Annotated in this window: 23 protein-coding genes; 13 read left to right on the top strand and 10 right to left on the bottom strand. The window is 70.6% G+C overall.

All coding sequences use genetic code 11. The features are described from left to right. Window positions 1-4: 4 nt before the first annotated feature. A complete protein-coding gene (locus ACH45E_RS13955; RefSeq protein WP_361438033.1) occupies window positions 5-943 on the bottom strand; it encodes an ACP S-malonyltransferase in 939 nt (312 codons plus the stop codon). Window positions 944-1032: 89 nt separating this feature from the next. Further along, window positions 1033-2238 (bottom strand): fatty acid biosynthesis transcriptional regulator FasR, encoded by a 1206-nt coding sequence (gene fasR / locus ACH45E_RS13950; RefSeq protein WP_361438031.1) that lies wholly within the window; start codon window positions 2236-2238, stop codon window positions 1033-1035. A gap of 62 nt (window positions 2239-2300) precedes the next feature. Between fasR and ACH45E_RS13945 the strand changes: the two genes are divergently transcribed. Then, window positions 2301-2954 carry a pirin family protein gene (locus ACH45E_RS13945; RefSeq protein WP_399040696.1) on the top strand — a complete coding sequence of 218 codons (654 nt, stop codon included), beginning with the start codon at window positions 2301-2303 and terminating at the stop codon, window positions 2952-2954. Window positions 2955-3217: 263 nt separating this feature from the next. On the opposite strand, the gene ACH45E_RS13940 is transcribed toward ACH45E_RS13945, so the two are convergent. Further along, entirely contained in the window at window positions 3218-4039 is an 822-nt protein-coding gene (locus tag ACH45E_RS13940) for a serine hydrolase domain-containing protein (RefSeq protein ID WP_361438027.1), read from the bottom strand. Window positions 4040-4059: 20 nt separating this feature from the next. Beyond that, the gene (locus ACH45E_RS13935; protein WP_361438025.1) at window positions 4060-4566 is read right to left on the bottom strand and encodes a GNAT family N-acetyltransferase; all 507 of its coding nucleotides are present in this window, start codon (window positions 4564-4566) and stop codon (window positions 4060-4062) included. A 97-nt stretch (window positions 4567-4663) separates the two neighbouring features. Here ACH45E_RS13935 and ACH45E_RS13930 point away from each other — a divergent pair, with 97 nt between their 5' ends. Beyond that, window positions 4664-5143: a MerR family transcriptional regulator gene (locus tag ACH45E_RS13930; RefSeq protein WP_361438023.1), complete on the top strand. Its 480-nt coding sequence runs from the start codon at window positions 4664-4666 to the stop codon at window positions 5141-5143. Here ACH45E_RS13930 and ACH45E_RS13925 read toward each other — a convergent pair. The 3 genes from ACH45E_RS13925 to ACH45E_RS13915 form a co-directional block, all read right to left on the bottom strand. Then, window positions 5140-5991, bottom strand: coding sequence for a DUF4429 domain-containing protein (locus ACH45E_RS13925; protein ID WP_361438021.1), 852 nt, complete (start codon window positions 5989-5991; stop codon window positions 5140-5142). The two genes, ACH45E_RS13930 and ACH45E_RS13925, sit on opposite strands and share 4 nt — an antisense overlap. A gap of 67 nt (window positions 5992-6058) precedes the next feature. Then, window positions 6059-7276 (bottom strand): alpha/beta hydrolase, encoded by a 1218-nt coding sequence (locus ACH45E_RS13920; RefSeq protein WP_361438019.1) that lies wholly within the window; start codon window positions 7274-7276, stop codon window positions 6059-6061. An 82-nt stretch (window positions 7277-7358) separates the two neighbouring features. Beyond that, a complete protein-coding gene (locus ACH45E_RS13915) occupies window positions 7359-7991 on the bottom strand; it encodes a TetR family transcriptional regulator (protein WP_361438017.1) in 633 nt (210 codons plus the stop codon). Between the two features lie 63 nt (window positions 7992-8054). On the opposite strand from ACH45E_RS13915, the gene ACH45E_RS13910 reads away from it, so the two are divergent. Both ACH45E_RS13910 and ACH45E_RS13905 read left to right on the top strand, forming a co-directional pair. Further along, a complete protein-coding gene (locus tag ACH45E_RS13910; RefSeq protein WP_361438015.1) occupies window positions 8055-9680 on the top strand; it encodes an MFS transporter in 1626 nt (541 codons plus the stop codon). A 228-nt stretch (window positions 9681-9908) separates the two neighbouring features. Then, window positions 9909-10217 (top strand): small hydrophobic protein, encoded by a 309-nt coding sequence (locus ACH45E_RS13905; protein ID WP_361438013.1) that lies wholly within the window; start codon window positions 9909-9911, stop codon window positions 10215-10217. A 797-nt stretch (window positions 10218-11014) separates the two neighbouring features. Here ACH45E_RS13905 and ACH45E_RS13900 read toward each other — a convergent pair. Both ACH45E_RS13900 and aceE read right to left on the bottom strand, forming a co-directional pair. After that, window positions 11015-11767: a potassium channel family protein gene (locus tag ACH45E_RS13900; protein ID WP_361438011.1), complete on the bottom strand. Its 753-nt coding sequence runs from the start codon at window positions 11765-11767 to the stop codon at window positions 11015-11017. A 77-nt stretch (window positions 11768-11844) separates the two neighbouring features. Then, window positions 11845-14592, bottom strand: a complete 2748-nt coding sequence (gene aceE, locus ACH45E_RS13895; protein ID WP_361438009.1) for a pyruvate dehydrogenase (acetyl-transferring), homodimeric type — start codon at window positions 14590-14592, stop codon at window positions 11845-11847. Window positions 14593-15042: 450 nt separating this feature from the next. On the opposite strand from aceE, the gene ACH45E_RS13890 reads away from it, so the two are divergent. The 6 genes from ACH45E_RS13890 (at window position 15043) to ACH45E_RS13865 (ending at window position 19630) form a co-directional block, all read left to right on the top strand. Continuing rightward, window positions 15043-15480, top strand: coding sequence for a DUF3052 domain-containing protein (locus tag ACH45E_RS13890; RefSeq protein WP_361438007.1), 438 nt, complete (start codon window positions 15043-15045; stop codon window positions 15478-15480). Between the two features lie 150 nt (window positions 15481-15630). Next, on the top strand, window positions 15631-16089 hold the full coding sequence (locus ACH45E_RS13885; RefSeq protein ID WP_361438005.1) for a peroxiredoxin: 459 nt from the start codon (window positions 15631-15633) through the stop codon (window positions 16087-16089). A gap of 114 nt (window positions 16090-16203) precedes the next feature. Then, on the top strand, window positions 16204-16779 hold the full coding sequence (locus ACH45E_RS13880; RefSeq protein ID WP_132851078.1) for a calcium homeostasis/redox stress adaptation protein: 576 nt from the start codon (window positions 16204-16206) through the stop codon (window positions 16777-16779). 153 nt (window positions 16780-16932) lie between these two features. Beyond that, window positions 16933-17508 (top strand): TerD family protein, encoded by a 576-nt coding sequence (locus ACH45E_RS13875; RefSeq protein WP_361438002.1) that lies wholly within the window; start codon window positions 16933-16935, stop codon window positions 17506-17508. A 124-nt stretch (window positions 17509-17632) separates the two neighbouring features. Further along, window positions 17633-18772, top strand: a complete 1140-nt coding sequence (locus tag ACH45E_RS13870) for a DUF475 domain-containing protein (RefSeq protein WP_361438000.1) — start codon at window positions 17633-17635, stop codon at window positions 18770-18772. A 120-nt stretch (window positions 18773-18892) separates the two neighbouring features. Next, window positions 18893-19630 carry a Tellurium resistance gene (locus ACH45E_RS13865; RefSeq protein WP_361437998.1) on the top strand — a complete coding sequence of 246 codons (738 nt, stop codon included), beginning with the start codon at window positions 18893-18895 and terminating at the stop codon, window positions 19628-19630. 13 nt (window positions 19631-19643) lie between these two features. On the opposite strand, the gene ACH45E_RS13860 is transcribed toward ACH45E_RS13865, so the two are convergent. Next, window positions 19644-20444 carry a TerD family protein gene (locus ACH45E_RS13860; RefSeq protein WP_361437996.1) on the bottom strand — a complete coding sequence of 267 codons (801 nt, stop codon included), beginning with the start codon at window positions 20442-20444 and terminating at the stop codon, window positions 19644-19646. 188 nt (window positions 20445-20632) lie between these two features. Here ACH45E_RS13860 and ACH45E_RS13855 point away from each other — a divergent pair, with 188 nt between their 5' ends. The 3 genes from ACH45E_RS13855 to ACH45E_RS13845 are packed head-to-tail and all read left to right on the top strand — an operon-like array spanning window position 20633 to window position 25525. Then, window positions 20633-21799 (top strand): HpcH/HpaI aldolase/citrate lyase family protein, encoded by a 1167-nt coding sequence (locus ACH45E_RS13855; protein ID WP_361437994.1) that lies wholly within the window; start codon window positions 20633-20635, stop codon window positions 21797-21799. Window positions 21800-21812: 13 nt separating this feature from the next. Further along, window positions 21813-24713 carry a phosphoribosyltransferase gene (locus ACH45E_RS13850; protein WP_361437992.1) on the top strand — a complete coding sequence of 967 codons (2901 nt, stop codon included), beginning with the start codon at window positions 21813-21815 and terminating at the stop codon, window positions 24711-24713. Next, window positions 24713-25525, top strand: coding sequence for an HAD family hydrolase (locus tag ACH45E_RS13845; protein WP_361437990.1), 813 nt, complete (start codon window positions 24713-24715; stop codon window positions 25523-25525). The genes ACH45E_RS13850 and ACH45E_RS13845 overlap by 1 nt, the downstream gene beginning before the upstream one ends. The last annotated feature ends 2 nt before the right edge of the window (window positions 25526-25527 follow it).

Below are 25527 nucleotides of genomic sequence, written 5' to 3'. Positions count from 1 at the left end.
CTCCTTAGGCACCGTGCTCGGCGATGAGCGCGCGGGCCGCGTCGAGGTCGTCGGGGGTCTTCAGGGCGAGCGTCGGCACGCCGGGCAGGGCGCGCTTGGCCAGGCCGGTCAGGGTGCCGCCGGGGCACACCTCGACCAGCGCGGTGACACCGAGCTCCTTGAAGGTCTCCATGCACAGGTCCCAGCGGACCGGGTTGGCGACCTGACCCACGAGCCGCTCGAGCACCTCGGGGCCGGAGGCGACGGTCCGCCCGTCCTTGTTGGAGACGTACGTGACCTTCGGATCGGCCGGCGCCAGGGCCGCGGCGGCCTTGGCGAGGGTCTCGACCGCGGGGGCCATGTGGTGCGTGTGGAAGGCGCCGGCCACCTTCAGCGGGACGACCTTGCGGACGCCCTCGGGCTTGTCCTCGCTCAGCGCGGCCAACTGCTCCAGCGTGCCCGCGGCGACGATCTGGCCCGCGCCGTTGATGTTCGCCGGGGTCAGACCGAGCTTCTCCAGATGCGCGACGGACACCTCCGGGTCGCCGCCGAGCAGCGCCGACATACCCGTCTCGGTGATCGCCGCGGCCTCCGCCATGGCCAGACCGCGCCTGCGTACGAGGCCCAGCGCGGCGGTGTCGTCCAGCACGCCCGCGAAGGTGGCCGCGGTGATCTCGCCGACGCTGTGACCGGCGACCGCGCCCGGGAGACCCGCCGCGTCAGCGGCAGGTGTCGCGATACCGAGTGCCGCGGCGGACAGGAGTCCGGCCGCGACCAGCAGCGGCTGGGCCACCGCGGTGTCGCGGATGGCGTCCGCGTCGGCCTGGGTGCCGTAGTGGGCGAGGTCCAGTCCGATGGCGTCCGACCAGCCGGCGACGCGGTCGGCGGCGCCGGGCAGTTCGAGCCAGGGAGTCAGGAAGCCGGGCGTCTGGGCGCCCTGGCCGGGAGCGACGAGTACGAGCACTCTCACACTCTCTCTTGGGGACGGCCACGGCCGCCCGTGGGGACAGGGACGAAGAACAAGAGGGGGTTTTGTAGGCCCCCGACAAAAGCCTAGGGTTGGGCATCCCCATCGGCCAGACGCCCCAGGATCAGCGCGATCCGCAGCGTGAACGCGGATCGTACATCGGAGGGCGACCAGCCGGTGACGTCAGTCACACGTCGGAGCCGGTAGCGCACGGTGTTCGGGTGAACGAAAAGCATGCGCGCCGCTCCTTCCAGACTGCTCGCCTGCTCCAGATAGACGCTCAGGGTTTCCAGCAGCGCCGACCCGGCTTCCTCCAGTGGTCTGTAGATCTCCTCCACCAACTGCTCGCGTGCCCCGGGATCTCCGGCGATGGCGCGCTCCGGAAGCAGATCGTCCGCCAACACCGGCCGCGGCGCGTCCTGCCACGCCGAGCAGGCCTTCAGTCCGGCCGCCGCGGCCTGCGCGGACCGGGTCGCGGCCAGCAGGTCGGGCACCACCGGGCCCGCGACGACCGGCCCCGCGGCGAACGGCCCGATCAGCGACCGGGCGACGGCCAGCGGATTGTCGCTGCCCCCCGCGATGACGACCAGCCGGTCCCCGAGCACCCCCGTCAGCACCTGGAGCTTGGCGTGGCGCGCGGCCCGCCGGATGGCCTCCACGGTCAGCTCACTGTCCCCGTCGGGCGCGGTGCCCAGCACCACGCACACATGCTCGGGCGCGTTCCACCCCAGCGCCGCGGCCCTGCTGACGGCCCCCTCGTCGGCCTCCCCGCTGAGCACCGCGTTCACGACCAGCGACTCCAGCCGCGCATCCCAGGCACCGCGTGCCTCGGCGGCCTGGGCGTACACCTGAGCGGTGGCGAAGGCGATCTCCCGCGCGTACACGAGCAGCGCCTCGCGCAGCACCCCCTCGTCCCCCGGGGCGGCCACCTCGTCGATGGCGCTCTCCATGACCTCGATGGTGGTCCGCACCATCTCCACGGTCTGCCGCAGCGTGATCGCCCGGGTCAGCTCGCGGGGCGCCGTCCCGAACACGTCCGTGGAGATCGCCTGGGGCGCGTCAGGGTGCCGGAACCACTCGGTGAACGCGGCGATACCCGCCTGGGCCACCAGCCCGATCCAGGAACGGTTCTCCGGAGGCATCGCCCGGTACCACGGCAGGGTCTCGTCCATCCGCGCGATGGCCTGCGCGGCGAGACTCCCGGACGACTTCTCCAGCCGCCTCAGGGTCGCTTGGTGCGGGTGGACGGCGGGCGCTGCGTGTTCGGTCTTGCCGGTTTCTGGTTCGGGCACGTGGACAAGACTGCCTTATCGGGACGGGCGGGTGCGCCGCCGGGTCTACGGTGGTCCCCGTGATCGACGTAAGGCGCGCCACGGAGCGCTACCACGGGGGAGACCCGGCGGCCGGGATCGACTCCCGCCACGCCTTCTCCTTCGGCCCGCACTACGACCCCGACAACCTCCGCTTCGGCGCGGTCATCGCCTGCAACGAGGAGCGGCTCGCCCCCGGCGCCGGCTTCGACGAGCACCCGCACAGCCACACGGAGATCGTCACCTGGGTCGTCGAGGGCGAGCTGACCCACCGCGACTCCACCGGCCGCGAGACGGTCGTCCGCCCCGGCGACGTCCAGCGCCTCAGCGCGGCGTCGGGCGTCCGCCACGTCGAGCGCAACGCCGCGGCCGTCCCCCTCACCTTCATCCAGATGTGGCTGGCCCCCGCCACCCCCGGCGGCACCCCGTCCTACGAGATCGTCCACGGCATCGCCGACTCCACCCCGTACGCCGTCCCGTCGGCCGGAGCGATGCTCCACGTACGCCGCCTGACCCCGGGCGAACGCACGGCACTCCCGGACGCGGCGTACGTGTACGCGCACGTGGTCCGGGGCGGGATCCAACTGGCGGGAGAGACCCTGTCCCCCGGTGACTCTGCACGGCTCACCATGCCGGCAGGCCTCGCGGCGACGGCGACGAGTCCGGCGGAACTCCTGGTGTGGGAGATGACCACCTGAGCCCGATGTCCTCCAGGCCCCTGGGCGCTCCGCCCCCAGACCCCCGGCCTATGCCCACCCACCACCCGTGCGAGTGGGATGAGAGGCGCGGCTCTCCTCTCCCGTCGCGGCCTGCTCTTATCAGCCCGTCCGGCGTTTGAGGACGAGGCCGTTCAGGCCGAAGCGGGGGTCTGGGGGCGGCAGCCCCCAGCGGGGTCGAAGGGGCGGAGCCCCTGGGGACGGGAATGGGTAGGGGCGGCGGGGGCGAAAACCGCTCGCCGGGCTCAGCCCCGCAGCTCCGCCAGCACCGCGTCCGTGAACGCCGGCCACACGTCGACGGCCCACGGCCCGAACGCCCGGTCCGTCAGAGCGGCGCACGCCAGTCCCGCCTCTGGGTCGATCCACAGGAACGTACCGGACTGCCCGAAGTGCCCGAAGGTACGCGGGGACGAGGAAGACCCCGTCCAGTGCGGCGACTTGGAGTCCCGGATCTCGAAGCCCAGCCCCCAGTCATTGGGGTTCTGGTGCCCGTACCCGGGCAGGACGCCCTTGGTGCCGGGATACTGGACGGTCATCGCCTCGGCAACCGTACGGGGATCCAGCAGCCGGGGCGCCTGCACCTCCGCCGCGAACCGCAGCAGGTCATCGACCGTCGACACCCCGTCCTTCGCGGGGGAGCCGTCCAGCGAGGTCTGCGTCATTCCCAACGGGGCCAGCACCGCCTGCCGCAGATACTCCGCGAAAGGAATGTCCGTCGCCTTGGCGACGTGATCCCCCAGCTGCTCGAACCCGGCGTTGGAGTACAGCCGCCGCTCCCCGGCCGCCGCCGTCACCCGGTGCTCGTCGAAGGCCAGCCCCGAGGTGTGCGCGAGCAGATGACGGACCGTCGACCCGGGCGGCCCCGCCGGCTCGTCGAGCTCGATCGCCCCCTCCTCGTACGCGACGAGCACCGCGTACGCCGCCAGCGGCTTGGTGACCGAGGCCAGCGGAAAGCGCCGCCCGGCAGGCCCATGGGTCCCCAGGACCGTGCCGTCGGCCCGCACGACACCCGCCGCGGCGGTCGGCACGGGCCAGTTCTCGATCAACGCCAAGCTGTTCAACGCCATGCCCCGAGCCTAGCCGCGGCTCAGAGCGCCAACCGCATCGAGGGGTCCGGCTTGCGTACGAAGCCCAGCGCCGCGTACAGCGGCTCGGCCTCGGCGGACGCGTTCAGGTCGACATGCCGGACACCCCGCTCCCGAAACCACTCCAGCAGCTCCTCCATGCACGCGCGCGCGTACCCCCGCCGCCGCGCACCGGGATCGGTGGCGACGCTGAAGACGTACCCGACCCGCCCGTGCGGGTTGCCGGCCCGCCCGATCCGGTACTCCACCGTCCCCACCGCCAGCGCGGCCAGCGCCCCCGGCCGGTCGGGGTGGTCGGGGTGATCGACCACGAAGGCCGCGAAGGCCCCGAAGTCCCCGTCGGAATCGGCGAGTCGGGCCCGCAGCGTCGGCAGGGACTCCCCGTGCCAGTCGGCGGCACCGTCGCTCCCCGGCCCCGACCCCGTCCCGAACACGGAATCGATCATGACCTGGCGCAGTCGCAGTACTTCGGCGGCGTCCTCGGGCGTGGCACGGCGTACGAGACTCATGGCCCGCACGCTAACGACCGCGCCCTTGGCCCGCCTCCGGATTTCTTACCGCTTTGCGCTTGCTTGGAGTGCACTCCAAGGCCATAGCGTGGGGGTCATGACGGTGATGCAGACCATGCCCGCGGCCACCGAGCGAGAAGCGGACAACCCCGCCGACATCTGCTCCGCCCCACCGCGGCGGCACCCGCGTCCCGACGGCCAGGACAGATACACGATCAGCGAGGTCGTGGCCTTCACCGGCCTCACCGCCCACACCCTGCGCTGGTACGAGCGGATCGGCCTGATGTCCCACATCGACCGCTCGCACACCGGCCAGCGCCGCTACTGCAACCGCGATCTGGACTGGCTGGATTTCGTCACCAAGCTGCGGCTGACCGGCATGCCGGTCGCCGACATGGTCCGGTACGCCGAACTGGTGCGCGAGGGCGACCACACGTTCGAGGAGCGGCAGGAGCTGCTGGAGGCGACCCGCCGGGACGTGCTGACCCGGATCGCCGAACTGCGGGACACGCTGTCCGTACTCGACCGGAAGATCAGTTTCTACGCGGACGCGGGACGCGTTCGTCCCACCGGCTAAAGCTCCGCGAGGAGCTCGGCCTTCTTGGAGGCGAACTCCTCGTCCGTCACCAGCCCGGCGTGATGCAGTTCCCCGAGATGCCGGATCCGCTCGGCGACACTGGCAGGATCACGGAGCCCCGGCGCAGCCGGGACCGCGGCCCCCGGTCGCTTCCCCCGCACCGCCGCCAGCACAGCGGCGGCGAACGGCAGTGACTCGTGCACCGGCCCGTACCCCAGCCCGAACACCACCGCCGCCGGATCCTGGTCCGGCGGCGTGGGAGGCTCGTTCGCCGGGTGGCGGGGTACGAGGCGGAGGTGGCCTTCGAGGACGTCGGGTGAGCGCCATTCGACGCCGCCCAGGTCGGCGACCGGGAAGCTCTGGTCGCCGGCCTTCCACTTGGCCGTGGAGGCGCCCGTCCAGAACCACCGGAACCGTACCGAGGTGCCGTCGAAGAACGCCTTGCCGTCGTACGCCTTGAACTGGAGCGGTCCCGTGGGCGCCGCCACCAGGTGCCGGTCCGTCGGCCCGGACTCGGGCAGCAGGCCCCGCAGCTCGTCGGCGTAGTGCTCCGCGAGTGTCTCCCGCTCGGCGGGCAGCACCAGCCGGTAGGGGTCGTAGGCGTCCTTCAGCTGTCCGGCCGCCGCCTCGATCAGCGGATCGGCGCCGGGACGGGGGACGGCCCGCAGCACGACGGACCCGCGCCGGCCGGGGGTGAGCGTCACGTCTTCGAGGGCCGACAGGGGGATACGCCGTTCGCCCAGCGCCTGGAACAGCTTGGGTGTTCGAATCCCCCGTTCGTAACGGATGAGCACGGAGTCGGACTCGAACTCCCAGGCAGCATGAAATCCGGCCAGTACGTCACCCATGCGGCTCATCGTAAGCGCCACCGGCACCTCACGTCCCTCCCCGCGCGGACCGCACTTCCTGCTGTTTCTACGCGCGTCCGGCCATCGTCGTAGCGGACAAACCGTCCCTGCACCCGTCATCGTCATGGGCGCACCGCACCGAGTCGTACGCGCCGACCCCGATCTCGGCGAAGTTGCGCAGGCTGTCCGTGCCCGGCTCGAAATAACCGGCGTGCCCCTGGGCGTCCCGGGCCGACAGCACCCGCGCGCCGAACGCGGAGGAGACCGGGTCGGCGCCGTGCCCGAGCCCGCCGACCTCGAGGTACGGCACGTCCTGGATCCAGTCGGAGGCGTCCCGCATCGCCCACACCCGCGCTCCGGTGCCCAGGTGCGAGGCCTGGGAGGCGTGCATGCCGGGACTGGCGGCCACCGCTATGTCGGCCACCCGGCGCGGCATCGCGTGCGCGGCGACCCCGCACAGTACGGAGCCGTAGCTGTGGCAGAACGTGGTGACGGGTGCGCTGCCGGGCAGTGCGCGCAGCAGCGCGTTCAGGCGTACGGCGCCGTCCTCGGCGCGCATCGCGGTGGCCGAGTCGATGCCGAGGCCGCTGGGCGCGGTGTAGTCGGCCCAGGCGATCACGGCGGTCCGGGTCGTGGGGCTCGAGGTGCGCTCGGCCGCGTACAGGGCCTTGGCCATGCCGACCGGCGCGGTGTACTTGCGGTTCGTCCGCTGGAAGGTGAGCAGGTCGGTGTCGACGCCGGGGACGACGACGGAGATCCGCTCGGCCTTGTCGAGGTTGCCGAACACCTCGGCGACCCGGCCCGAGCCGTCGGGGTCGAAGGCGAGGATCTGCCTGCCCCCGCTCATGAGTGACTCGTAGCGGTGCATGCGCTGGCCCGCCTGCTGCTGTCCCACCGGAGAGAGCTGCTTGTCGTGCATGCGCTTCTCGTCCACCTTGCGCTGCTTCTGCAGCGCGACGCGGTTGGCCTGGTAGCGCAGTTCGACGGGGGCGCCGTTCATGTTGCCGACCGCGAGCGGGTAGCGGTGGGCGAGGCCGGCGCGCTGCCGTTCGGTCAGCGAGGCGAAGAAACGGGCGAGCCGGTGGGGACTCTCGTCCGGGTCCGGCAGCCGGTGCCCGCCGATGCGGCCGTGCTCCCAGGCGGAGAGCGAAGCCTGCACGGAGGTCGTCTCCCGGTGCCCGCGCAGGGCGGTCCAGCCGGTGGTCGCGAGCATCACGAACACGACGGCCAGGGCAAGCAGCGCGCGCCAGACGTTGAGTTGCGGGGAGGTGTCGAAGGAAGTCACTGGGAGGACACACTAAGAGAACGGGAGGGTCTCGCGGTAACCGAGTGACGGGGATCACGTTTCGGCAGGTGTGACGGGGAACTCAGGCGGAACGCCAGTTTCCGGTCAACGCGGGCCCCACCTGGTCCAGGTAGGCGGCGGTGAGCTCGCGGATCGCCTCGATACTGCACTCCTCGCCCACCGCCCAGGCTCGTTGAGTGACTCGCATCACTCCACCGAACAACGCCACCAGCAGGCGCGGGCGGGGGTCGGTGTCCACGTCGAGACCCTCGCGCTCGGCGATGATGCCCGCGATCTCCTCCTCCACCTCCTCCTGGCGCCGCAGATGGGCGGCGAGCAGAGCGGGCGTGGCCTCGATCATCCGGTGGGCGCGCAGGTGGAGTTCGACCGGGACGACCTGCTCGATGGCCTCCCCGATGGTGTCCCAGCTCGCCATGACGGCCTGCCGCAGCGCCTCCAACGGGGCCTCGTGCGGCGGACGTTCGCGTACGGCCCGGACGTAGTGGGACTCCGCGAGCCGGGTGACGGAGAAGGCCGCGTCCTCCTTGCCGGCGAAGTAGCGGAAGAAGGTGCGCTGCGAGACGTCGACGGCCTCGGCGATCTCGTCGACGGTCGTGTGCTCGTATCCCTGGGTGAGGAACAGTTCGAGCGCGGCGCGCAGCAGGGCGTCCCGCGTGCGCCGCTTCTTGCGCTCGCGCAGCCCCGTTTCACTCATGTGCTTCTCCCTGTAACTGAGATTTTTTGTCAGTTGTCAGCGGCTGACACTAGCCTCGCGCGTATGACTAGTCAGACCATCGACTCGACGGGGCCGGGGGACGAGGCACCGGCAGCCCCGTCGGACCCGTCGGATCCGACCCCGGCAGGCGGGCTCCGCGGTCACCCGTGGTTCACCCTGATCACCGTGGCCGTGGGTGTCATGATGGTGGCCCTCGACGGCACCATCGTGGCGATAGCCAACCCGGCCATCCAGAAGGACCTCGGCGCCACCTTCGCGCAGGTCCAGTGGATCACCAACGGTTACTTCCTCGCCCTCGCGGTGTCCCTGATCACCGCGGGCAAGCTCGGCGACCGGTTCGGGCACCGGCAGACCTTCCTGATCGGCGTCGTCGGCTTCGCCGCCGCCTCGGGGGCCATCGGTCTGTCCAGCAGCATCGCCGCGGTCGTCACCTTCCGCGTCTTCCAGGGCCTGTTCGGCGCGTTGCTGATGCCGGCCGCCCTCGGCCTGCTGCGGGCCACCTTCCCGGCCGACAAGCTCAACATGGCGATCGGCATCTGGGGCATGGTCATCGGCGCCTCCACCGCGGGCGGCCCGATCCTCGGCGGTGTCCTGGTCGAGCACGTCAACTGGCAGTCGGTGTTCTTCATCAACGTGCCGGTCGGTCTCCTCGCCCTCACCCTCGGCCTGCTGATCCTCAAGGACCACCGGGCGGAGAACGCCCCGCGGTCCTTCGACATCCTCGGCATCGCCCTGCTGTCCGGCGCGATGTTCTGCCTGGTCTGGGCGCTCATCAAGGCCCCTGCCTGGGGCTGGGGCGACGGAAGGACGTGGGGCTTCATCGCCGCGTCCGTCGTGCTCTTCGCCGCGTTCTCCTTCTGGGAGACGAAGGTGAAGGAGCCGCTGATCCCGCTGGGCCTGTTCCGCTCGGTGCCGCTGTCGGCGGGCGTGGTCCTGATGGTTCTGATGGCCATCGCGTTCATGGGCGGCCTGTTCTTCGTCACGTTCTACCTCCAGAACGTGCACGGGATGAGCCCGATCGACGCCGGTCTCCATCTGCTGCCGCTCACCGGCATGATGATCGTCGGTTCCCCGCTCGCCGGTGCCATGATCACCAAGCTGGGCCCGCGCATCCCGCTCGCCGGGGGCATGGCGGCCACCGCGATCGCCATGTACGGCATGTCCACGCTTCAGACGGACACCGGCAGCGCGGCCATGTCCCTCTGGTTCGCCCTGCTGGGCCTCGGCCTCGCGCCCGTCATGGTCGGTGCCACGGAGGTCATCGTCGGCAACGCCCCGATGGAGCTCTCCGGTGTGGCCGGCGGTCTCCAGCAGGCCGCGATGCAGATCGGCGGCAGCCTCGGCACGGCCGTGCTGGGTGCCGTGATGGCCTCCAAGGTCGACAGCGACCTGCCGGGCAACTGGACCGGCGCGGGGCTGCCGAAGCTCACCCCCGCCCAGCTGGACCAGGCCTCCGAGGCGGTCCAGGTCGGGGTGGCGCCGGTGGCCAAGGGCACGCCGCAGCCGCTGGTCGAGAAGATCACCGCCGTCGCGCACGACACCTTCATCTCCGGCATGAGCCTGGCGTCCCTGGTCGCGGCGGGGGTGGCCGCGGTGGCCGTCCTGGTCGCCCTGCTCACCAAGCGCGGCGAGAACGCGGAGGCGGGCGCGGGCGTGGGCCACATCTAGCTCTCCCCGGCCTGGTCGGCGAAGTTCCCCTATCAGGGTGACTCCGCTCAAGATTCCTCGCCTCCGGCACGCGGCGCAGGTCACAGTGGGTCAAGTCCTCCGCAGGGCCTGGGAGGACGCCGCAGGCCGTGGCGCGCTGCCGGAGGGGGGCAGCGCGCAGGTCTGGGGACGCGGAACAGGGGTACCCGAGCATCGAACCCGAACAGTCCATGAGCGACCAGGGAGTTGATGATGGCGGGATTCGGGCACGGAACGCGCAGGTACCCCCGTTCACGCGGCCGGACGTGGCAGCGGAGCGGGCCGGATCGCGCGACGCTCGGAATCATCGGGACCATATGCGCGGTCGCCGGCTTCTTCACCCTGGGCATCATCCTCGGCCCGGTGGCAGTCGTCTGCGGCTGGCTGGCGATGGGCCGCACATGGTCGTCCGACCGCAACATCCCCGCTCTGGTGGCCGTGGTCCTGGGCGCCATCGACACCTTGCTGGCCATCATCTGGCTGGCAGGGTCGGCGACCATGGGCAACGGGTTCTTCTGAGCGGCGGTCTCCGGGGGGCTCACCCCCGGACCCCCGTTCGCCCCAACCGACCCAGCCCTCACCACGCCCCGCCGACGCAACCTCCGCTGAGCGCGGCAGACGCGGCCCTCGTCGGGCACGGCTGGCATGGCCCTTATCGGGCCTGGTATGCGCGGCCTTCGTTCACCCCGGCTTTGCTCGTCGGGCCTGGCTGGCGCGGCCCTGGTTGGGCGTGGCTGGCGTGGCCCGCTTCGGGTTTGGCCGGCGCAAGCTTCGTTGGGCGCGTTGGCGCAACCTTCGTCTGGCGCGGACCTGGTTGGGCGCGGCTGGCGTGGTCCCTGTCGGGCCTGGCCGGCGCACCCTCGTTCACTCCGACTGACCCGGCTCGTCGGGCTTGGTTTGCGCGGCCCCGGTTGGGCGCGGCTGGAGTGGACCGTTTGGCCGGCGCGGCCTTCGCTCGCCCCGGCTGACCCGGTGCTCGGCTGTCCCGGCTCGCACGGTTCTCGTTGGCCGTGGCTGGTGTGGTCCCTGCTGGGCCTGGCTAACGCAGTTCCGTCGTCCCGGCTGGTGTGGTCCTCTTTGGGCCGACTGGCACGGCCCTCGATCGGCCGGGCGGGCGCGGCCATCATTCGTCCCGGTTGGCGCGGTCCCTGTCGGACCCGACGCGGCTCTCGTCAGTTCCCTTTGGCGCGCTCCCCCTTGGGCCCCGGCTGACGCGGCCCTCGTTCGTGCCGGCTGGCGTGGCCATCTCTGGGCCGACCGGGCACGGTCCTCGGTCGTCCCGGCGGGCACGCCTCCCCGTTCGCCCCCGCCCACGGCTAACCCGGCTGCTCCTCGCCGACCCGTTCCCGTCCGGTCAGCGCGGCGACTTCGGCGCGGAGGAGGCGGACTTCCTCCGTCAGGGTCTCGATGGCCTCTGTCTGGCGTCGTTCCTCGAGGTCGTCCTTGGCGAACTGCCCGATGAACCAGGCGGCGATGTTGGCGGTGACGACCCCGAGCAGGGCGATCCCGGAGAGCATCAGCCCGACCGCGATCATGCGGCCGAGTCCGGTGGTCGGGGCGTGGTCCCCGTACCCCACGGTCGTCATCGTGGTGAACGACCACCACACCGCGTCACCCAGCGTCCGGATGTTCCCCCGGGGTGACTCCCGCTCCACGGACAGCACCGCGAGCGAGCCGAACATCAGCAACCCCACCACCGCTCCGGCGACATACGTCGTCAGCCGGATCTGCGAGGCCATCCGCGCCCGCCGCCCCACCAGCAGCAGCGTCGACACCATCCGCAGCAGCCGCAGGGGCTGCAGCATGGGCAGCACCACCGCGCACAGGTCCAGCCAGTGCGTCCGTACGAACTCCCTGCGCCGCGGGGTGAGCGCCAGCCGTATCAGGTAGTCGGTGGCGAATGCCGCCCACACCACCCACTCCGTGGCCGTGCACAGCCCCGTCAGGGACCGGTTCGCCGAACTGTCCACGATCGGCACGGCATAAGCGACGGCGAAGGCCACCGCAAGCGCCAGCAGGGGCCGTTGGGTGTGCCGTTCCCAACGCGCTTGCGCCGATTGCTGCTCCATGCCCGCATCGTAAAGAAAGGGTAAGGGCGGTGGAGACTCGAACTCCACCGCCCTGATCCGCCAGAGCCGCGCAGCGACTACGCGTCGCCCCCGGCCGCGCCCGGGTCCGCCGCCGACACGTCGAGCAGCTGGTACCGGTCGATGGCCTGCTTCAGCACGGACCGGTCGACCTTGCCCTCGCGCGCCAGCTCCGTCAGCACCGCCACCACGATCGACTGCGCGTCGATGTGGAAGAACCGCCGGGCCGCGCCCCGGGTGTCGGCGAAGCCGAAGCCGTCCGCGCCCAGCGACTGGTACGTACCCGGCACCCACCGTGCGATCTGGTCCGGAACCGACCGCATCCAGTCGGACACCGCCACGAACGGCCCCTCGGCGCCGGCCAGCTTCCGCGTCACGTACGGCACCCGCTGCTCCTCCTCCGGGTGCAGCAGGTTGTGCTGCTCCACCGCCACGGCCTCGCGGCGCAGCTCGTTCCAGGAGGTCGCCGACCACACGTCGGCCTTGACGTCCCAGTCCGCGGCGAGGATCCGCTGGGCCTGAAGCGCCCACGGGACCGCCACGCCGGACGCCATGATCTGGGCCGGGATCGAGCCCGAGGCGGCGGCGCCGATCCGGTGGATGCCCTTCAGGATGCCCTCGACGTCCACGTCCGCCGGCTCGGCCGGGTGCTGGATGGGCTCGTTGTAGACGGTGAGGTAGTAGAAGACGTCCTCGCCGTGCGGGTGCTCCGCGTCGCTGCCGTACATCCGGCGCAGACCGTCCTGCACGATGTACGCGATCTCGTACGAGTACGCCGGGTCGTAGGCGACACAGGCCGGGTTCGTCGAGGCCAGCAGCTGCGAGTGGCCGTCCGCGTGCTGGAGACCCTCACCGGTCAGGGTCGTACGGCCAGCGGTCGCACCCAGGACGAAACCGCGCGCGAGCTGGTCGGCCATCTGCCAGAACTGGTCGCCGGTGCGCTGGAAACCGAACATCGAGTAGAAGACGTACACCGGGATCAGCGGCTCGCCGTGCGTGGCGTACGCCGAACCGGCCGCGACCAGCGAGGCCGTACAGCCCGCCTCCGAGATGCCGTCGTGCAGCATCTGCCCGGTCGGCGACTCCTTGTACGCGAGCAGCAGCTCGCGGTCGACCGACTCGTACTGCTGGCCCAGCGGGTTGTAGATCTTCGCGCTCGGGAAGAAGGAGTCCATGCCGAACGTGCGGTACTCGTCCGGCGCGATCAGCACGAACCGCCTGCCGATCTCCTTGTCCCGCATGAGGTCCTTCAGGAGCCGGACGAAGGCCATGGTCGTCGCGATGGACTGCTGGCCCGAGCCCTTCTTCACCGTCGCGTACGTCTTGTCGTCCGGCAGCGCGAGCGGCTTGGAGCGCACGACGCGCGTCGGGACGTACCCGCCGCACTTCCTGCGCTGGTCGTGCATGTACTGGATCTCCTCCGAGTTCCGGCCCGGGTGGTAGTACGGCGGCGCGCCGGACTCCAGTTCCTTGTCGGAGATCGGCAGGTGCATACGGTCACGGAAGCGCTTGAGGTCGTCGACCGTCAGCTTCTTCATCTGGTGCGTGGCGTTGCGGCCCTCGAAGTTCGGGCCCAGCGTCCAGCCCTTGACCGTTTTGGCCAGGATGACCGTCGGCTGGCCCTTGTGCTCCTTGGCCGCCTTGAACGCCGCGTAGATCTTCCGGTGGTCGTGACCGCCGCGGCCCAGCATCAGGATCTGGTGGTCGGTCATGTTCTCGACCATCGCGCGCAGCCGCTGGTCGTCGCCGAAGAAGTGGTCGCGGATGTACGAGCCGGTCTCGGTCGCGTACGTCTGGAACTGGCCGTCCGGCGTCGTGTTCATCCTGTTGACCAGCAGGCCGTCCCGGTCCTGGGCCAGCAGCGGGTCCCAGGAGCGGTCCCAGATGAGCTTGATCACGTTCCAGCCGGCACCCCGGAAGACCGACTCCAGCTCCTGGATGATCTTGCCGTTGCCGCGCACCGGGCCGTCGAGGCGCTGGAGGTTGCAGTTCACGACGAAGGTCAGGTTGTCCAGGCCCTCGCGGGCGGCGATGCTCAGCTGGCCGAGCGACTCCGGCTCGTCCATCTCACCGTCGCCGAGGAACGCCCACACGTGCGACTTGGAGGTGTCCGCGATACCGCGCGCCTCCATGTAGCGGTTCATCCGCGCCTGGTAGATCGCGCCGAGGGGGCCGAGGCCCATGGAGACCGTGGGGAACTCCCAGAAGTCCGGCATGGAGCGCGGGTGCGGATAGCTGGACAGGCCGTCGGGGTACTTCGACTTCTCCTGGCGGAAGCCGTCCAGCTGCTGCTCGGAGAGCCGGTCGAGCAGGTACGCGCGCGCGTAGATGCCCGGGGAGGCGTGGCCCTGGAAGAAGACCTGGTCGCCGCCGTCGCCCTCGTCCTTGCCGCGGAAGAAGTGGTTGAAGCCCACGTCGTACAGGGAGGCGGAGGAGGCGAAGGTGGCGATGTGGCCGCCGACGCCGATGCCCGGGCGCTGCGCGCGCGAGACCATCACGGCCGCGTTCCAGCGGGTCGCGTTGAGGATCTTGCGCTCGATCTCCTCGTTGCCGGGGAAGAACGGCTCGCTCTTGGTGGGGATGGTGTTGACGTAGTCCGTGCTGCGCATCTCGGGCACGGCCACGCGCTTCTCGCGGGCCCTCTCGATCAGACGCAGCATGAGGAACCGGGCTCGTTCCCGGCCTCGCTCGTCGACGGCGGCATCCAGGGAGTCGAGCCACTCCTGGGTCTCTTCGGGATCAAAGTCAGGAACCTGACTCGGAAGGCCGCCAATGATGATCGGGTTGCGATCGGATCCGGAAGCCACGCTGTTCCTTACCTGTCAGAGGGCCACTTTTTGTTGCTCCTGCCTACACCGTTCCCCATCGTGTACCTCGGGAAGGCGTACGTCATCTCTACCCTGGGGTAACCGAGGCGTCCGTACGGTCCCCCTCGAGCGGCACTCGGGCAGGCCCGGCCAAAACGCAACGATACGCCCGACGGGTGATGGGCTTGGCAAAGTTGTTCGAGGGTCGTATCCGCGGATGATTTTGAATGATTTCAAACCTCACAAACCGGGCACAAGGGTGTGGTGTACGTCGGCCGGGCTCGCGATACGGTGCCGTAAGTTGCGGCGACACGGCCGGGATCGTCACCGTTTCGGCGGTCCCGACGGCCGGGTACTTGCGCGATCCGCCCCGCCCGTGTGGACTACGGCCAATGCTTCGCGCACGCGCGTGGCTGAGATATTCACCAAGACATGATCAGGAGGCAACCCGTGAGCGCGACCGCGGACCACGCGGAGGAGCGGACGAGCCCTGCCGTCAGGCTGGGTTTCCAGCCCGAGCAGGTGGTCCAGGAGATCGGCTACGACGACGACGTCGACCAGGAGCTCCGCGAGTCCATCGAGGAAGTCATCAGTGGCGAGCTGATGGACGAGGACTACGACGACGTGGCCGATGCCGTCGTGCTGTGGTTCCGCGACGATGACGGCGACCTGACGGATGCGCTGGTGGACGCCACCACGTACATCGAGGAAGGCGGCGCCATCCTGCTCCTCACGCCGAAGACCGGCCGGACGGGGTACGTGGAGCCGAGCGACATCTCGGAAGCCGCGGCCACCGCGGGGCTGACGGCGTCCAAGAGCGTCAGCGTGGGCAAGGACTGGAGCGGCTCGCGCCTGGCGACGCCGAAGGCCGCCAAGTCCAAGAGGTAGCCACCTCGTCCCGGACAGCAGACCCCGGACACCGGACAGGACACCGGACAGTGGACGGGTCGAGCCGTGCTCGGCCCGTCCGCCGCCCCGGGGTGGGTGCTGCGTAGGGTGTTCCCACCCGAACAGCCCCACCGAAGGGAAGCAGGACGAATGGCGATCCAGGTCGGCGACAAGGCCCCCGGCTTCGAACTGAAGGACAACCACGGCAGGACCGTGAAGCTGTCCGACTTCCACGGCCGGAAGAACGTGGTGCTGCTCTTCTACCCCTTCGCCTTCACCGGTGTGTGCACCGGCGAGCTGTGCGAGGTGCGCGACAACCTGCCGCAGTTCGACGACCGCGACACCCAGGTGCTCGCCGTCTCCAACGACTCCATCCACACCCTGCGCGTCTTCGCCGAGCAGGAGGGCCTGGAGTACCCGCTGCTGAGCGACTTCTGGCCGCACGGCGAGGTCTCCCGCGCCTACGGGGTCTTCGCCGAGGACAAGGGCTGCGCCGTGCGCGGCACCTTCGTCATCGACAAGGAGGGCGTGGTCCGCTGGACCGTCGTCAACGCGCTTCCGGACGCCCGTGACCTGAGCGAGTACGTCAAGGCGCTCGACACCCTGTGATTCTTCACTTCCAGGGACTGCGGGCTGCGGGAACCCGTCACTAGGATCGAATCGTTGATCCGGTATCCGACGCACTTCGGGGCATCCCGCCCCTGGACACCACATGGAGGACCCGTGGGAGTCAGCCTCAGCAAGGGCGGCAACGTATCGCTGACGAAGGAGGCCCCGGGCCTGACCGCCGTCATCGTCGGTCTGGGGTGGGACGTCCGCACCACTACCGGTACCGACTTCGACCTCGACGCCAGCGCGCTGCTGCTGAACAACTCCGGCAAGGTCGCGAGCGACCAGCACTTCGTCTTCTTCAACAACCTCAAGAGCCCCGACGGCTCGGTCGAGCACACCGGTGACAACATCACCGGTGAGGGCGAGGGCGACGACGAGCAGATCAAGGTCAATCTGGCCGGCGTCCCGGCCGACATCGAGAAGATCGTCTTCCCGGTCTCGATCTACGACGCCGAGAACCGCCAGCAGTCCTTCGGTCAGGTCCGCAACGCGTTCATCCGCGTCGTCAACCAGGCCGGCGAACAGGAGATCGCCCGGTACGACCTGAGCGAGGACGCCTCCACCGAGACGGCGATGGTCTTCGGCGAGCTGTACCGGCACGGCGCGGAGTGGAAGTTCCGTGCCATCGGCCAGGGCTACGCCTCGGGCCTGCGCGGTATCGCCCAGGACTTCGGCGTCAACGTCTGACGCACCCCGCTCGCCAGACCCTGTCGTTTGGGCCCCGCGACGCCGGGTTGATCCAGACGACAGGGCCCAGCTCCGGCGCCGCACCGTTTACGGTCGGCGCCGGACGTGCAGGACAACCGAAGAAGAGCAAAACCCCTGGGGAGGACCAGCAACATGGGCGTCACGCTCGCCAAGGGAGGCAATGTCTCCCTTTCCAAGGCCGCACCGAACCTCACCAACGTCATGATCGGACTCGGCTGGGACGCCCGCTCCACCACCGGCGCCCCCTTCGACCTGGACGCCAGCGCGCTGTTGTGCAGCAGCGGAAGGGTGCTCGGCGACGAGTGGTTCGTCTTCTACAACCAGCTCAAGAGCCCGGACGGCTCGGTGGAGCACACCGGTGACAACCTCACCGGTGAGGGCGAGGGCGACGACGAGTCGATCCTGGTCGACCTGACGAAGGTGCCGGCCGGCTGCGACAAGATCGTCTTCCCGGTCTCCATCCATCTGGCGGACGAGCGCGGCCAGACCTTCGGCCAGGTCTCCAACGCCTTCATCCGGGTCGTCAACCAGGCCGACGGCCAGGAACTGGCCCGCTACGACCTCAGCGAGGACGCCTCCACCGAGACCGCCATGATCTTCGGCGAGCTCTACCGCTACGGCGGCGAATGGAAGTTCCGCGCCGTGGGCCAGGGGTACGCGTCCGGACTGCGAGGCATCGCCATGGACTTCGGGGTCAACGTCTCCTAGGCGGCGGAGGCCAAAATGCCCCTCCTGGCCGGGCTCGAGTCCCACACTCTAGACTTCGGGGTCAACAGTGAGTAAAGCCGAGTACGGTCCGGGGCGGACCCGTACCGACACGATGGGGTAAGCAGTGCTTCTCAAAACCTTCGGCTGGTCGTTCGCGGTGACCGCGCTCGGCCTGGTCGCGGCGATCTTCTACGGGGGGTGGGAAGCCTTCGGCATCGTGGCGATCCTGGCCGTCCTGGAGATCTCGCTGTCCTTCGACAACGCGGTGGTCAACGCCGGGATCCTGAAGAAGATGAACGCCTTCTGGCAGAAGATCTTCCTCACGGTCGGCGTCCTCATCGCGGTCTTCGGCATGCGGCTGGTCTTCCCGGTCGTGATCGTCGCCATCACCGCCAAGATCGGCCCGATCGACGCGGTCGACCTCGCGCTGAACAACAAGGACCACTACCAGCAGCTGGTCACCGACGCGCACCCGGCGATCGCGGCCTTCGGCGGCATGTTCCTGCTGATGATCTTCCTCGACTTCATCTTCGAGGACCGGGACATCCAGTGGCTGCGCTGGATCGAGCGCCCCCTGGCCAAGCTCGGCAAGGTCGACATGCTGTCGGTCTGCATCGCGCTGATCGTCCTGCTGATCACCTCCTTCACCTTCGCCGCCCACGCCCACCAGCACGGCGGCGCGCACGTGGACAAGGCGCAGACGGTGCTGATCGCCGGCATCGCCGGTCTGATCACGTACATGATCGTCGGTGGTCTCTCCGGCTACTTCGAGGACAAGCTCGAGGAAGAGGAGGAGCGCGAGCACGAGGCCGACGAAGAGGCCGCCCGCACCGGCAAGAAGCGGTCCGCGGTCGTACTGGCCGGCCAGGCCGCGTTCTTCATGTTCCTCTACCTCGAGGTCCTCGACGCGTCCTTCTCCTTCGACGGCGTGATCGGCGCGTTCGCCATCACCAACGACATCGTCCTGATGGCGCTGGGCCTGGGCATCGGCGCGATGTACGTCCGGTCGCTCACCGTCTACCTGGTCCGCCAGGGCACCCTGGACGACTACGTCTACCTGGAGCACGGCGCCCACTACGCGATCGGCGCGCTGGCCGTGATCCTCATGGTCACCATCCAGTACGAGATCAACGAGGTCATCACCGGCCTCGTCGGCGTCGTCCTGATCGCCTGGTCCTTCTGGTCCTCCGTGCGCCGCAACCGCGCGCTCGCGGATGCGGAGGGAAAAGCGGACGAGAAGGCTGAGGTCTCCTCCGGGGTGTGACACACTCCCGCGCGAGGAACGCTCTGAGCGGGGCGGCCGTCCATGGCGGCCGCCCCCTTCGCTTGTGCTGTGTCGCTTGTGCTGTGACTTCGCTTGTGATCTGGGTAGCTGGGGGCGGGAATGGGCTTCTTCGACGGGCTGCTGGGCGCGCGCGGATACGACTTCGACTCGGGCAACGCCGCGAGCAACGCCATCGAGCTCACCAAACGGCACCACCAGGTGTCGCTCACCAAGCAGGGCGCGGCCACCGGGCACCTGCGCGTCAACCTGACCTGGCGGATGCGGACGTCCGACTTCGGCGGCGGCCCGCGCGGGGGGCTGCTCCGGCGCCCCTTCCAGGCGCTCAAGCCGCCGGAGATCCTCGGGCACGGGCAGAGCATGGTCAACGTCGACCTCGACCTGGGCTGCCTGTACGAGCTGATGGACGGCACCAAGGGCGTGGTGCAGCCCCTCGGCGGCTATCTCGGGGACATCAACGGGCCGCCGTACGTCAAGCTCAGCGGTGACGACCGGTTCGGCTCCGGGTCCGGCGAGACGATCTACATCAACCTCGACCACCGGGAGAACATCAAGCGCCTGCTGGTCTTCGTCTACATCTACGACCAGACGCCGGCGTTCGACCGCACGCACGCGATCGTCACCCTGTATCCGAGCAACGGCCCCCGTATCGAGATAGGCCTTGACGAGCGCCACCAGCAGGCCCGCTCCTGTGCCGTGGTGATGATCGAGAACGTCAAGGGGGAGCTGGTCGTCCGCCGTGAGGTGAAGTTCGTGTACGGCTTCCAGGCGGAGCTCGACCGGCTGTACGGGTGGGGGCTCCAGTGGGGCCGGGGCTACAAGTCCAAGGCGGAGAAGTGACCCGGGGGTGCGCTCAGCGTACGAACTGCGGTCCCTGCGGTGGCAGCCGGAAGTCCGGGTCCGGGAAGGCCGTCGCCGCGGGCGGGTAGCCGTACGCCGGCGGGCTCGCGGGACTCGTCGGCTGGGGGTATCCGTAGGCGGGCTGCGGGGCCGCGGGCTGTGTGGTGGCGGGCTGCTGCTGGGGATAGCCGTACGCGGGCTGCGGCGGGACCGAGGTCGTCGGCTGCTCGGGGGGCAGCGGCTGCGACGGGGAAGGCTCCTCCGCCGCCTCCGACTCGTCCACCGAGATGCCGAAGTCGGTCGCCAGGCCCTTGAGACCGTTGGAGTAGCCCTCGCCCAGCGCGCGGAACTTCCAGCCCTCGCCACGCCGGTACAGCTCCCCGCAGATCAGCGCCGTCTCGGCGCCGGTCTCGGGCTTGATGTCGAAGTGGGCCAGCGGCTCCCCGTCCGGGACGGCCGCGTCGTACAGCAGGATGCGCAGGGCCTGTACGTGTTCGAAGGGGACGCCGTCCGCCGAAGCCACCAGGAGAATCCGGCCGACGCCGGGCTCGACACCGGTGAGATCTGTCTGGATCGTGTCGGTCAGGCCCTCGGCGGCACGCTTCTTGCCGAGCCGCCACACCTGCCCGGAGGGGTGCCGGGGCTGGTTGTAGAACACGAAGTCCTCGTCGGAGCGCACCCGGCCGCCGGGGCCGAGGAGCAGCGCCGAGGCATCGACGTCCGGGACCCCCTGCCCGGGCGCCCAGCGCAGCACGGCGCGCACCGTCGTGGCTTCGAGAGGGACGTTCGACCCCTTCAGCATCGCGTGCGTCATGCGGTCATCCTGCCCTCTCGGTCCTGGTCACGACAATGCGGGGTCCGACTGGGGAAAAGTTGCCCGCACACCCGCCGTTACTTGAAATTCATGGCCCGGGGGAACCCGGGACATGGACGTCTACGTACTATTACCGGCCACCTGTTTCCGAAAATCCACAGCCTTACTTTGTGCCACGGGGGAGTTCTATGCGTCATTTCGGGCACATCGCCCCTGAGGTGCGGCGGCGCCTCTTCCACCAGGAGCCGTGCGAGTTCACCGCCGACTCGCCGGCCCGGCTGCTGTCCGCGGCCCTGGGCGCCACCCTGTACAGCCCGGCGACCCGGCCGCGGCTCGCCGACGACATCGTCAAGCAGGCCGGCAGCGGCGTGGTCTCCATGGTGCTGTGCCTGGAGGACTCGATCGACGACGCGGAGGTCGCCGAGGGCGAGGCGAACCTCGTACGCCAGTTCGCCGATCTGGCCGCACGGGACGGTGCCGAGCTGCCCCTGCTCTTCATCCGGGTCCGGGTGCCCGAGCAGATCCCCGACCTGGCCCGTCGGCTCGGCCCCGCCGTCCGGCTGCTGTCCGGGTTCGTCATGCCCAAGTTCACCGAGGAGCGCGGCATCCCCTTCCTGGAGGCGCTGGCCACCGCGGAGACACAGACCGGCCGGCGGCTGTTCGCCATGCCGGTGCTGGAGACGCCCGAGCTGCTGTACCTGGAGTCACGGGTGGAGGCCCTGGAGGGGATCTTCCGGGCGGTCGACAAGTACCGCGACCGGGTGCTCGCCCTGCGCCTCGGCGTGACCGACTTCTGCTCCTCCTACGGGCTGCGCCGGGCCCCCGACATGACCGCGTACGACGTGCAGATCGTCGCCTCCGTGATCGCCGACGTGGTGAACGTGCTGGGGCGGGCCGACGGCACGGGTTTCACGGTGACCGGGCCGGTGTGGGAGTACTTCCGGGTGCCCGAACGCATGTTCAAGCCGATGCTGCGGCACAGCCCCTTCCTGGAGGGGCAGGCCGTGGGGCTGCGCGAGCGGCTCATCGAGCACGCGATGGACGGCCTGCTGCGGGAGATCTCCCTGGACCAGGCCAACGGGCTGCTCGGCAAGACCTGCATCCACCCCTCCCACGTGCTTCCCGTGCACGCGCTGTCCGTGGTCAGCCACGAGGAGTTCAGCGACGCGGTGGACATCCTGCGGCCGGAACGGGGCGGTGGGGGTGTACTCCGGTCGGCCTACACGAACAAGATGAACGAGGTGAAGCCGCACCGCGCCTGGGCCGAGCGGACCATGCTGCGCGCCGAGGTGTTCGGCGTCGCCAATGAGGACGTCGGCTTCGTGGAGCTGCTCGCCGCCGGGATACCCGGCTGAACACAAGGGACGCATGAACAAGGAAGTGAACGACGGGGTCTGGTCCGGCGCCTGGGTCACCGAGCGGCTCGGGGTCGAACTCAGGGGCGACGACGTGCTGACGGGCCTGCTGGGGATGGCCCTGCGCCGCAACCCCAAGCGGGCCCACCTGCTCGTCTCCAACGTGCTGGGCAAGCACGTACCGCAGTCACCTTCGGTGGTGTACGGCCACGGGGTCGCCCTCGGCCGCCGGGTCCGTGAGCTGCTCGGCGACGAGCAGGCGGCCCGGGCGGTCGTCCTCGGCTACGCGGAGACCGCCACCGGCCTCGGCCACTCGGTCGCCGACGGCCTGGGCCTCGCCCCGTACCTGCACTCCACCCGTCGCCCGGTCCCCGGCGTCGCCCCGGCGGGCGGCTTCGAGGAATCCCACTCGCACGCCACCTCCCACCTCCTGCTCCCCGCGGACCCCGCGCTGCTGGCGGGCGACGGCCCGCTGGTCCTCGTCGACGACGAGTTCTCCACCGGCAACACGGTCCTGAACACCATCCGCGACCTGCACGAACGCCATCCGCGGCGGCGGTACGTGGTGGTCGCCCTCGTCGACATGCGCTCCCCCCAGGACATGGACCGCCTCGCGGACTTCGCCCGGCAGATCGACGCCCGCGTCGACCTCGTCGCCGCCGCCTCGGGCACGGTCCTCCTGCCGGAGGGGGTGCTGGCGAAGGGCCAGGAGTTGGTGGCGCGGTATGAGACGTCCGCCGGCGGAGCCACCGCGGAAGCGGGAGCAGCCGGGCCGGGGGAGCAGGTGACCGGTGCCGCCGCGGCCGACGGCCGGGCCGCGACCGAGGGCGTCGAGTCGGAGGCGGCGGGCCGCGCGGCGGATGCGGCAGTGGCCGGGGCAGGAGGCCAGGTGGCCGGCGCCGCCGCAGTCGGTGGCCGGGCGGCCGAGGGTGCCGCGGCGGCGTGGGCCCGAGCAGCCGGGACGGCGAGCCGTGAAGCCGCGGCCGGCCCGGCCGAGGCGACCGGTCCGGGGCCGGGCGCCGGGGCGGCGGAGGGCCGGGCAGCAGGGACGGCACGCCCTGGGGCTGTGACCGGAACGGCTGAGCCGGTCGGTCTTGTGGCGGACGCGGGAGCGGCCGAGGCAGGCGGCGCCGGGGCGGTCGGCGGCCGGGCGGCCGGGGGCGTCACCCCGGAGGCGGTGGTCGGCGGGGCCGCCGCCGGGCGGGACGGCGACGCCCGGGCGAGTGAGCGTGGGCGGATTGTCCGCGTGCCGCTCCGTTGGCCCGGCGGGGTCCCCGACGGGGGCCGGCACGGGTTCACGCCCGCGGACCGCGCCCGGCTGGAGCAGGCGCTGCCGGGCATGGCCGCCCGGGTCGCCGAGGCGCTGCCCGAGGGCGCCCACCGCGTGCTCGTGCTCGGGTTCGAGGAGCTGATGTACGCCCCGCTGCGGCTGGCCGAGGCGCTGGAGCGGGTGGTGGACGGTGAGGTGCGGTACTCCACCACGACCCGCTCGCCCGTGCTCGCGGTCGACGACCCCGGCTACGCGATACGCAGCCGAATCGTTTTCCCCGCCCATGACGACCCCGCCGACGGCCCCGGCGAGCGCTACGCCTACAACGTCGCGGGCGCCGGCTTCGACGCGGTCGTCGCCGTCGTCGACTCGGTCGCCGACACACCCGCGCTGCACGCCCCGCACGGCCTCCTGGCCCGGCTGGCCGAGCATGTCCCGTACGTCCTGCTCGGCGTCATACCGTCGTACGTTCCCGAAAGGCCAGCCATGCTGCCCGAGCCCCTCCGCGGCCCCGCCTTCTCCTCGTACGCGCCCGAGGAGGTCGGCTGGCTGCTCCAGGACCTCTCGGACGTGACGCTGGAGGCGCCGACCGAGGAGCGCGAGGAGGCGATCCAGAGCGGCGGCGCGCACTACGCCGAGTCGCTGCCCGTCGAGTACCAGCCGAGCGAGCGGTACCAGGCGCTGTTCCACGCCGCCCTGGAGACCTCGGCGGCACGGATCGCGCGGGCCGTCGGAGTCGTGACCGAGACCGTGATCGCCGAGCGGTCGCCCCGCCCGGTGCTGGTCTCCCTGGCCCGCGCCGGCACCCCCGTCGGCGTGCTGATGCGCCGCTGGGCGCGGTTCCGGCACGGTGTCGAGCTGCCGCACTACGCCGTGTCGATCGTGCGCGGCCGGGGCATCGACGCCAACGCCCTGCGCTGGCTGGCGGCCCACCACGACCCCCGGGACGTCGTCTTCGTCGACGGCTGGACCGGCAAGGGCGCGATCACCCGCGAGCTCGCCGACGCGCTGGCCGAGTTCGAGGCCTCCGACGGGATCACCGGTTTCGACCCGGAGATCGCGGTGCTGGCCGACCCGGGCTCGTGCGTACGGACCTACGGCACCCGCGACGACTTCCTCATCCCCTCCGCCTGCCTCAACTCGACCGTCTCCGGCCTGATCTCCCGCACCGTGCTGCGCGCCGACCTGGTGGGCCCGCACGACTTCCACGGCGCGAAGTTCTACCGCGAACTCACCGGCGCCGACGTGTCCGTGGCCTTCCTGGACGCGGTCTCCGCCCGCTTCCAGGAGGTCGCCGACGGCGTGGACGAGGCCGTGAAGGAACTGGCGGCCGGCGACCGCACGCCCACCTGGGAGGGCTGGAGGGCCGTGGAGCGCATCAGCGAGGAGTACGGCATCCACGACGTGAACCTCGTCAAGCCCGGCGTCGGTGAGACCACGCGCGTGCTGCTGCGCCGCGTGCCGTGGAAGATCCTGGCCCGGGCCGGGGCCGGCCCCGACCTCGACCACGTACGCCTGCTGGCCGAGCAACGCGGGGTACCCGTCGAGGAGGCCGACGAGCTGCCGTACACCTGCGTGGGCCTGATCCACCCCAAGTACACGCGCGGCGCGACCGGTGCCGACGGCAAGGCGGTGAACGTCTGATGCCGGTGCTGGTGGCGAGCGACCTCGACCGTACGCTGATCTACTCCGCGGCGGCCCTCGCGCTGACCATGCCGGACGCGCGGGCGCCCCGGCTGCTGTGCGTGGAGGTGCACGAGAGCAGGCCGCTGTCGTACATGACGGAGACGGCGGCCGAGCTGCTCACCGAGCTCGGGGACGCGGCGGTGTTCGTACCGACGACCACCCGTACGCGCAAGCAGTACCAGCGCATCAACCTGCCGGGCCCGGAACCCGAGTACGCGATCTGCGCCAACGGCGGCCATCTGCTGGTGGACGGCGTCTCGGACCCCGACTGGCACCGGCGGGTGACCGAGCGGCTGGCCGGCGAGTGCGCGCCGCTCGCCGAGGTGCAGGAGCACCTGCTGCGGACCGCCGACCCGGTCTGGGTGCGCAAGCACCGCGACGCCGAGGACCTCTTCGCCTACCTCGTCGTCGAGCGCGAACTGCTGCCCGAGGACTGGGTGAAGGAACTCGCCGTGTGGGCGGAGAATCTCGGCTGGACGGTCTCCCTCCAGGGCCGCAAGATCTACGCCGTCCCCAAGCCGCTCACCAAGAGCGCCGCCGTCCGCGAGGTCGCCCACCGCACCGGCGCGGACCTCGTCCTCGGCGCGGGCGACTCCCTCCTCGACGCCGACCTGCTGCTGGCCGTCGACCGGGGCTGGCGCCCGGGCCACGGCGAGCTGGCCGAGACCGGCTGGGCGGCTCCCGGGATCACCGCCCTGCCCGAGCGCGGGGTGCTGGCGGGGGAGCGGATCACCCGCGAGTTCCTCAGGACCGCGCGGGCGCCCAGGTAACC

Origin of the sequence: Streptomyces sp. NPDC020299 (genome assembly GCF_044387825.1) — a bacterium.
Lineage (GTDB): Bacteria > Actinomycetota > Actinomycetes > Streptomycetales > Streptomycetaceae > Streptomyces.
This window is presented reverse-complemented; position numbering and strand designations above follow the sequence as displayed.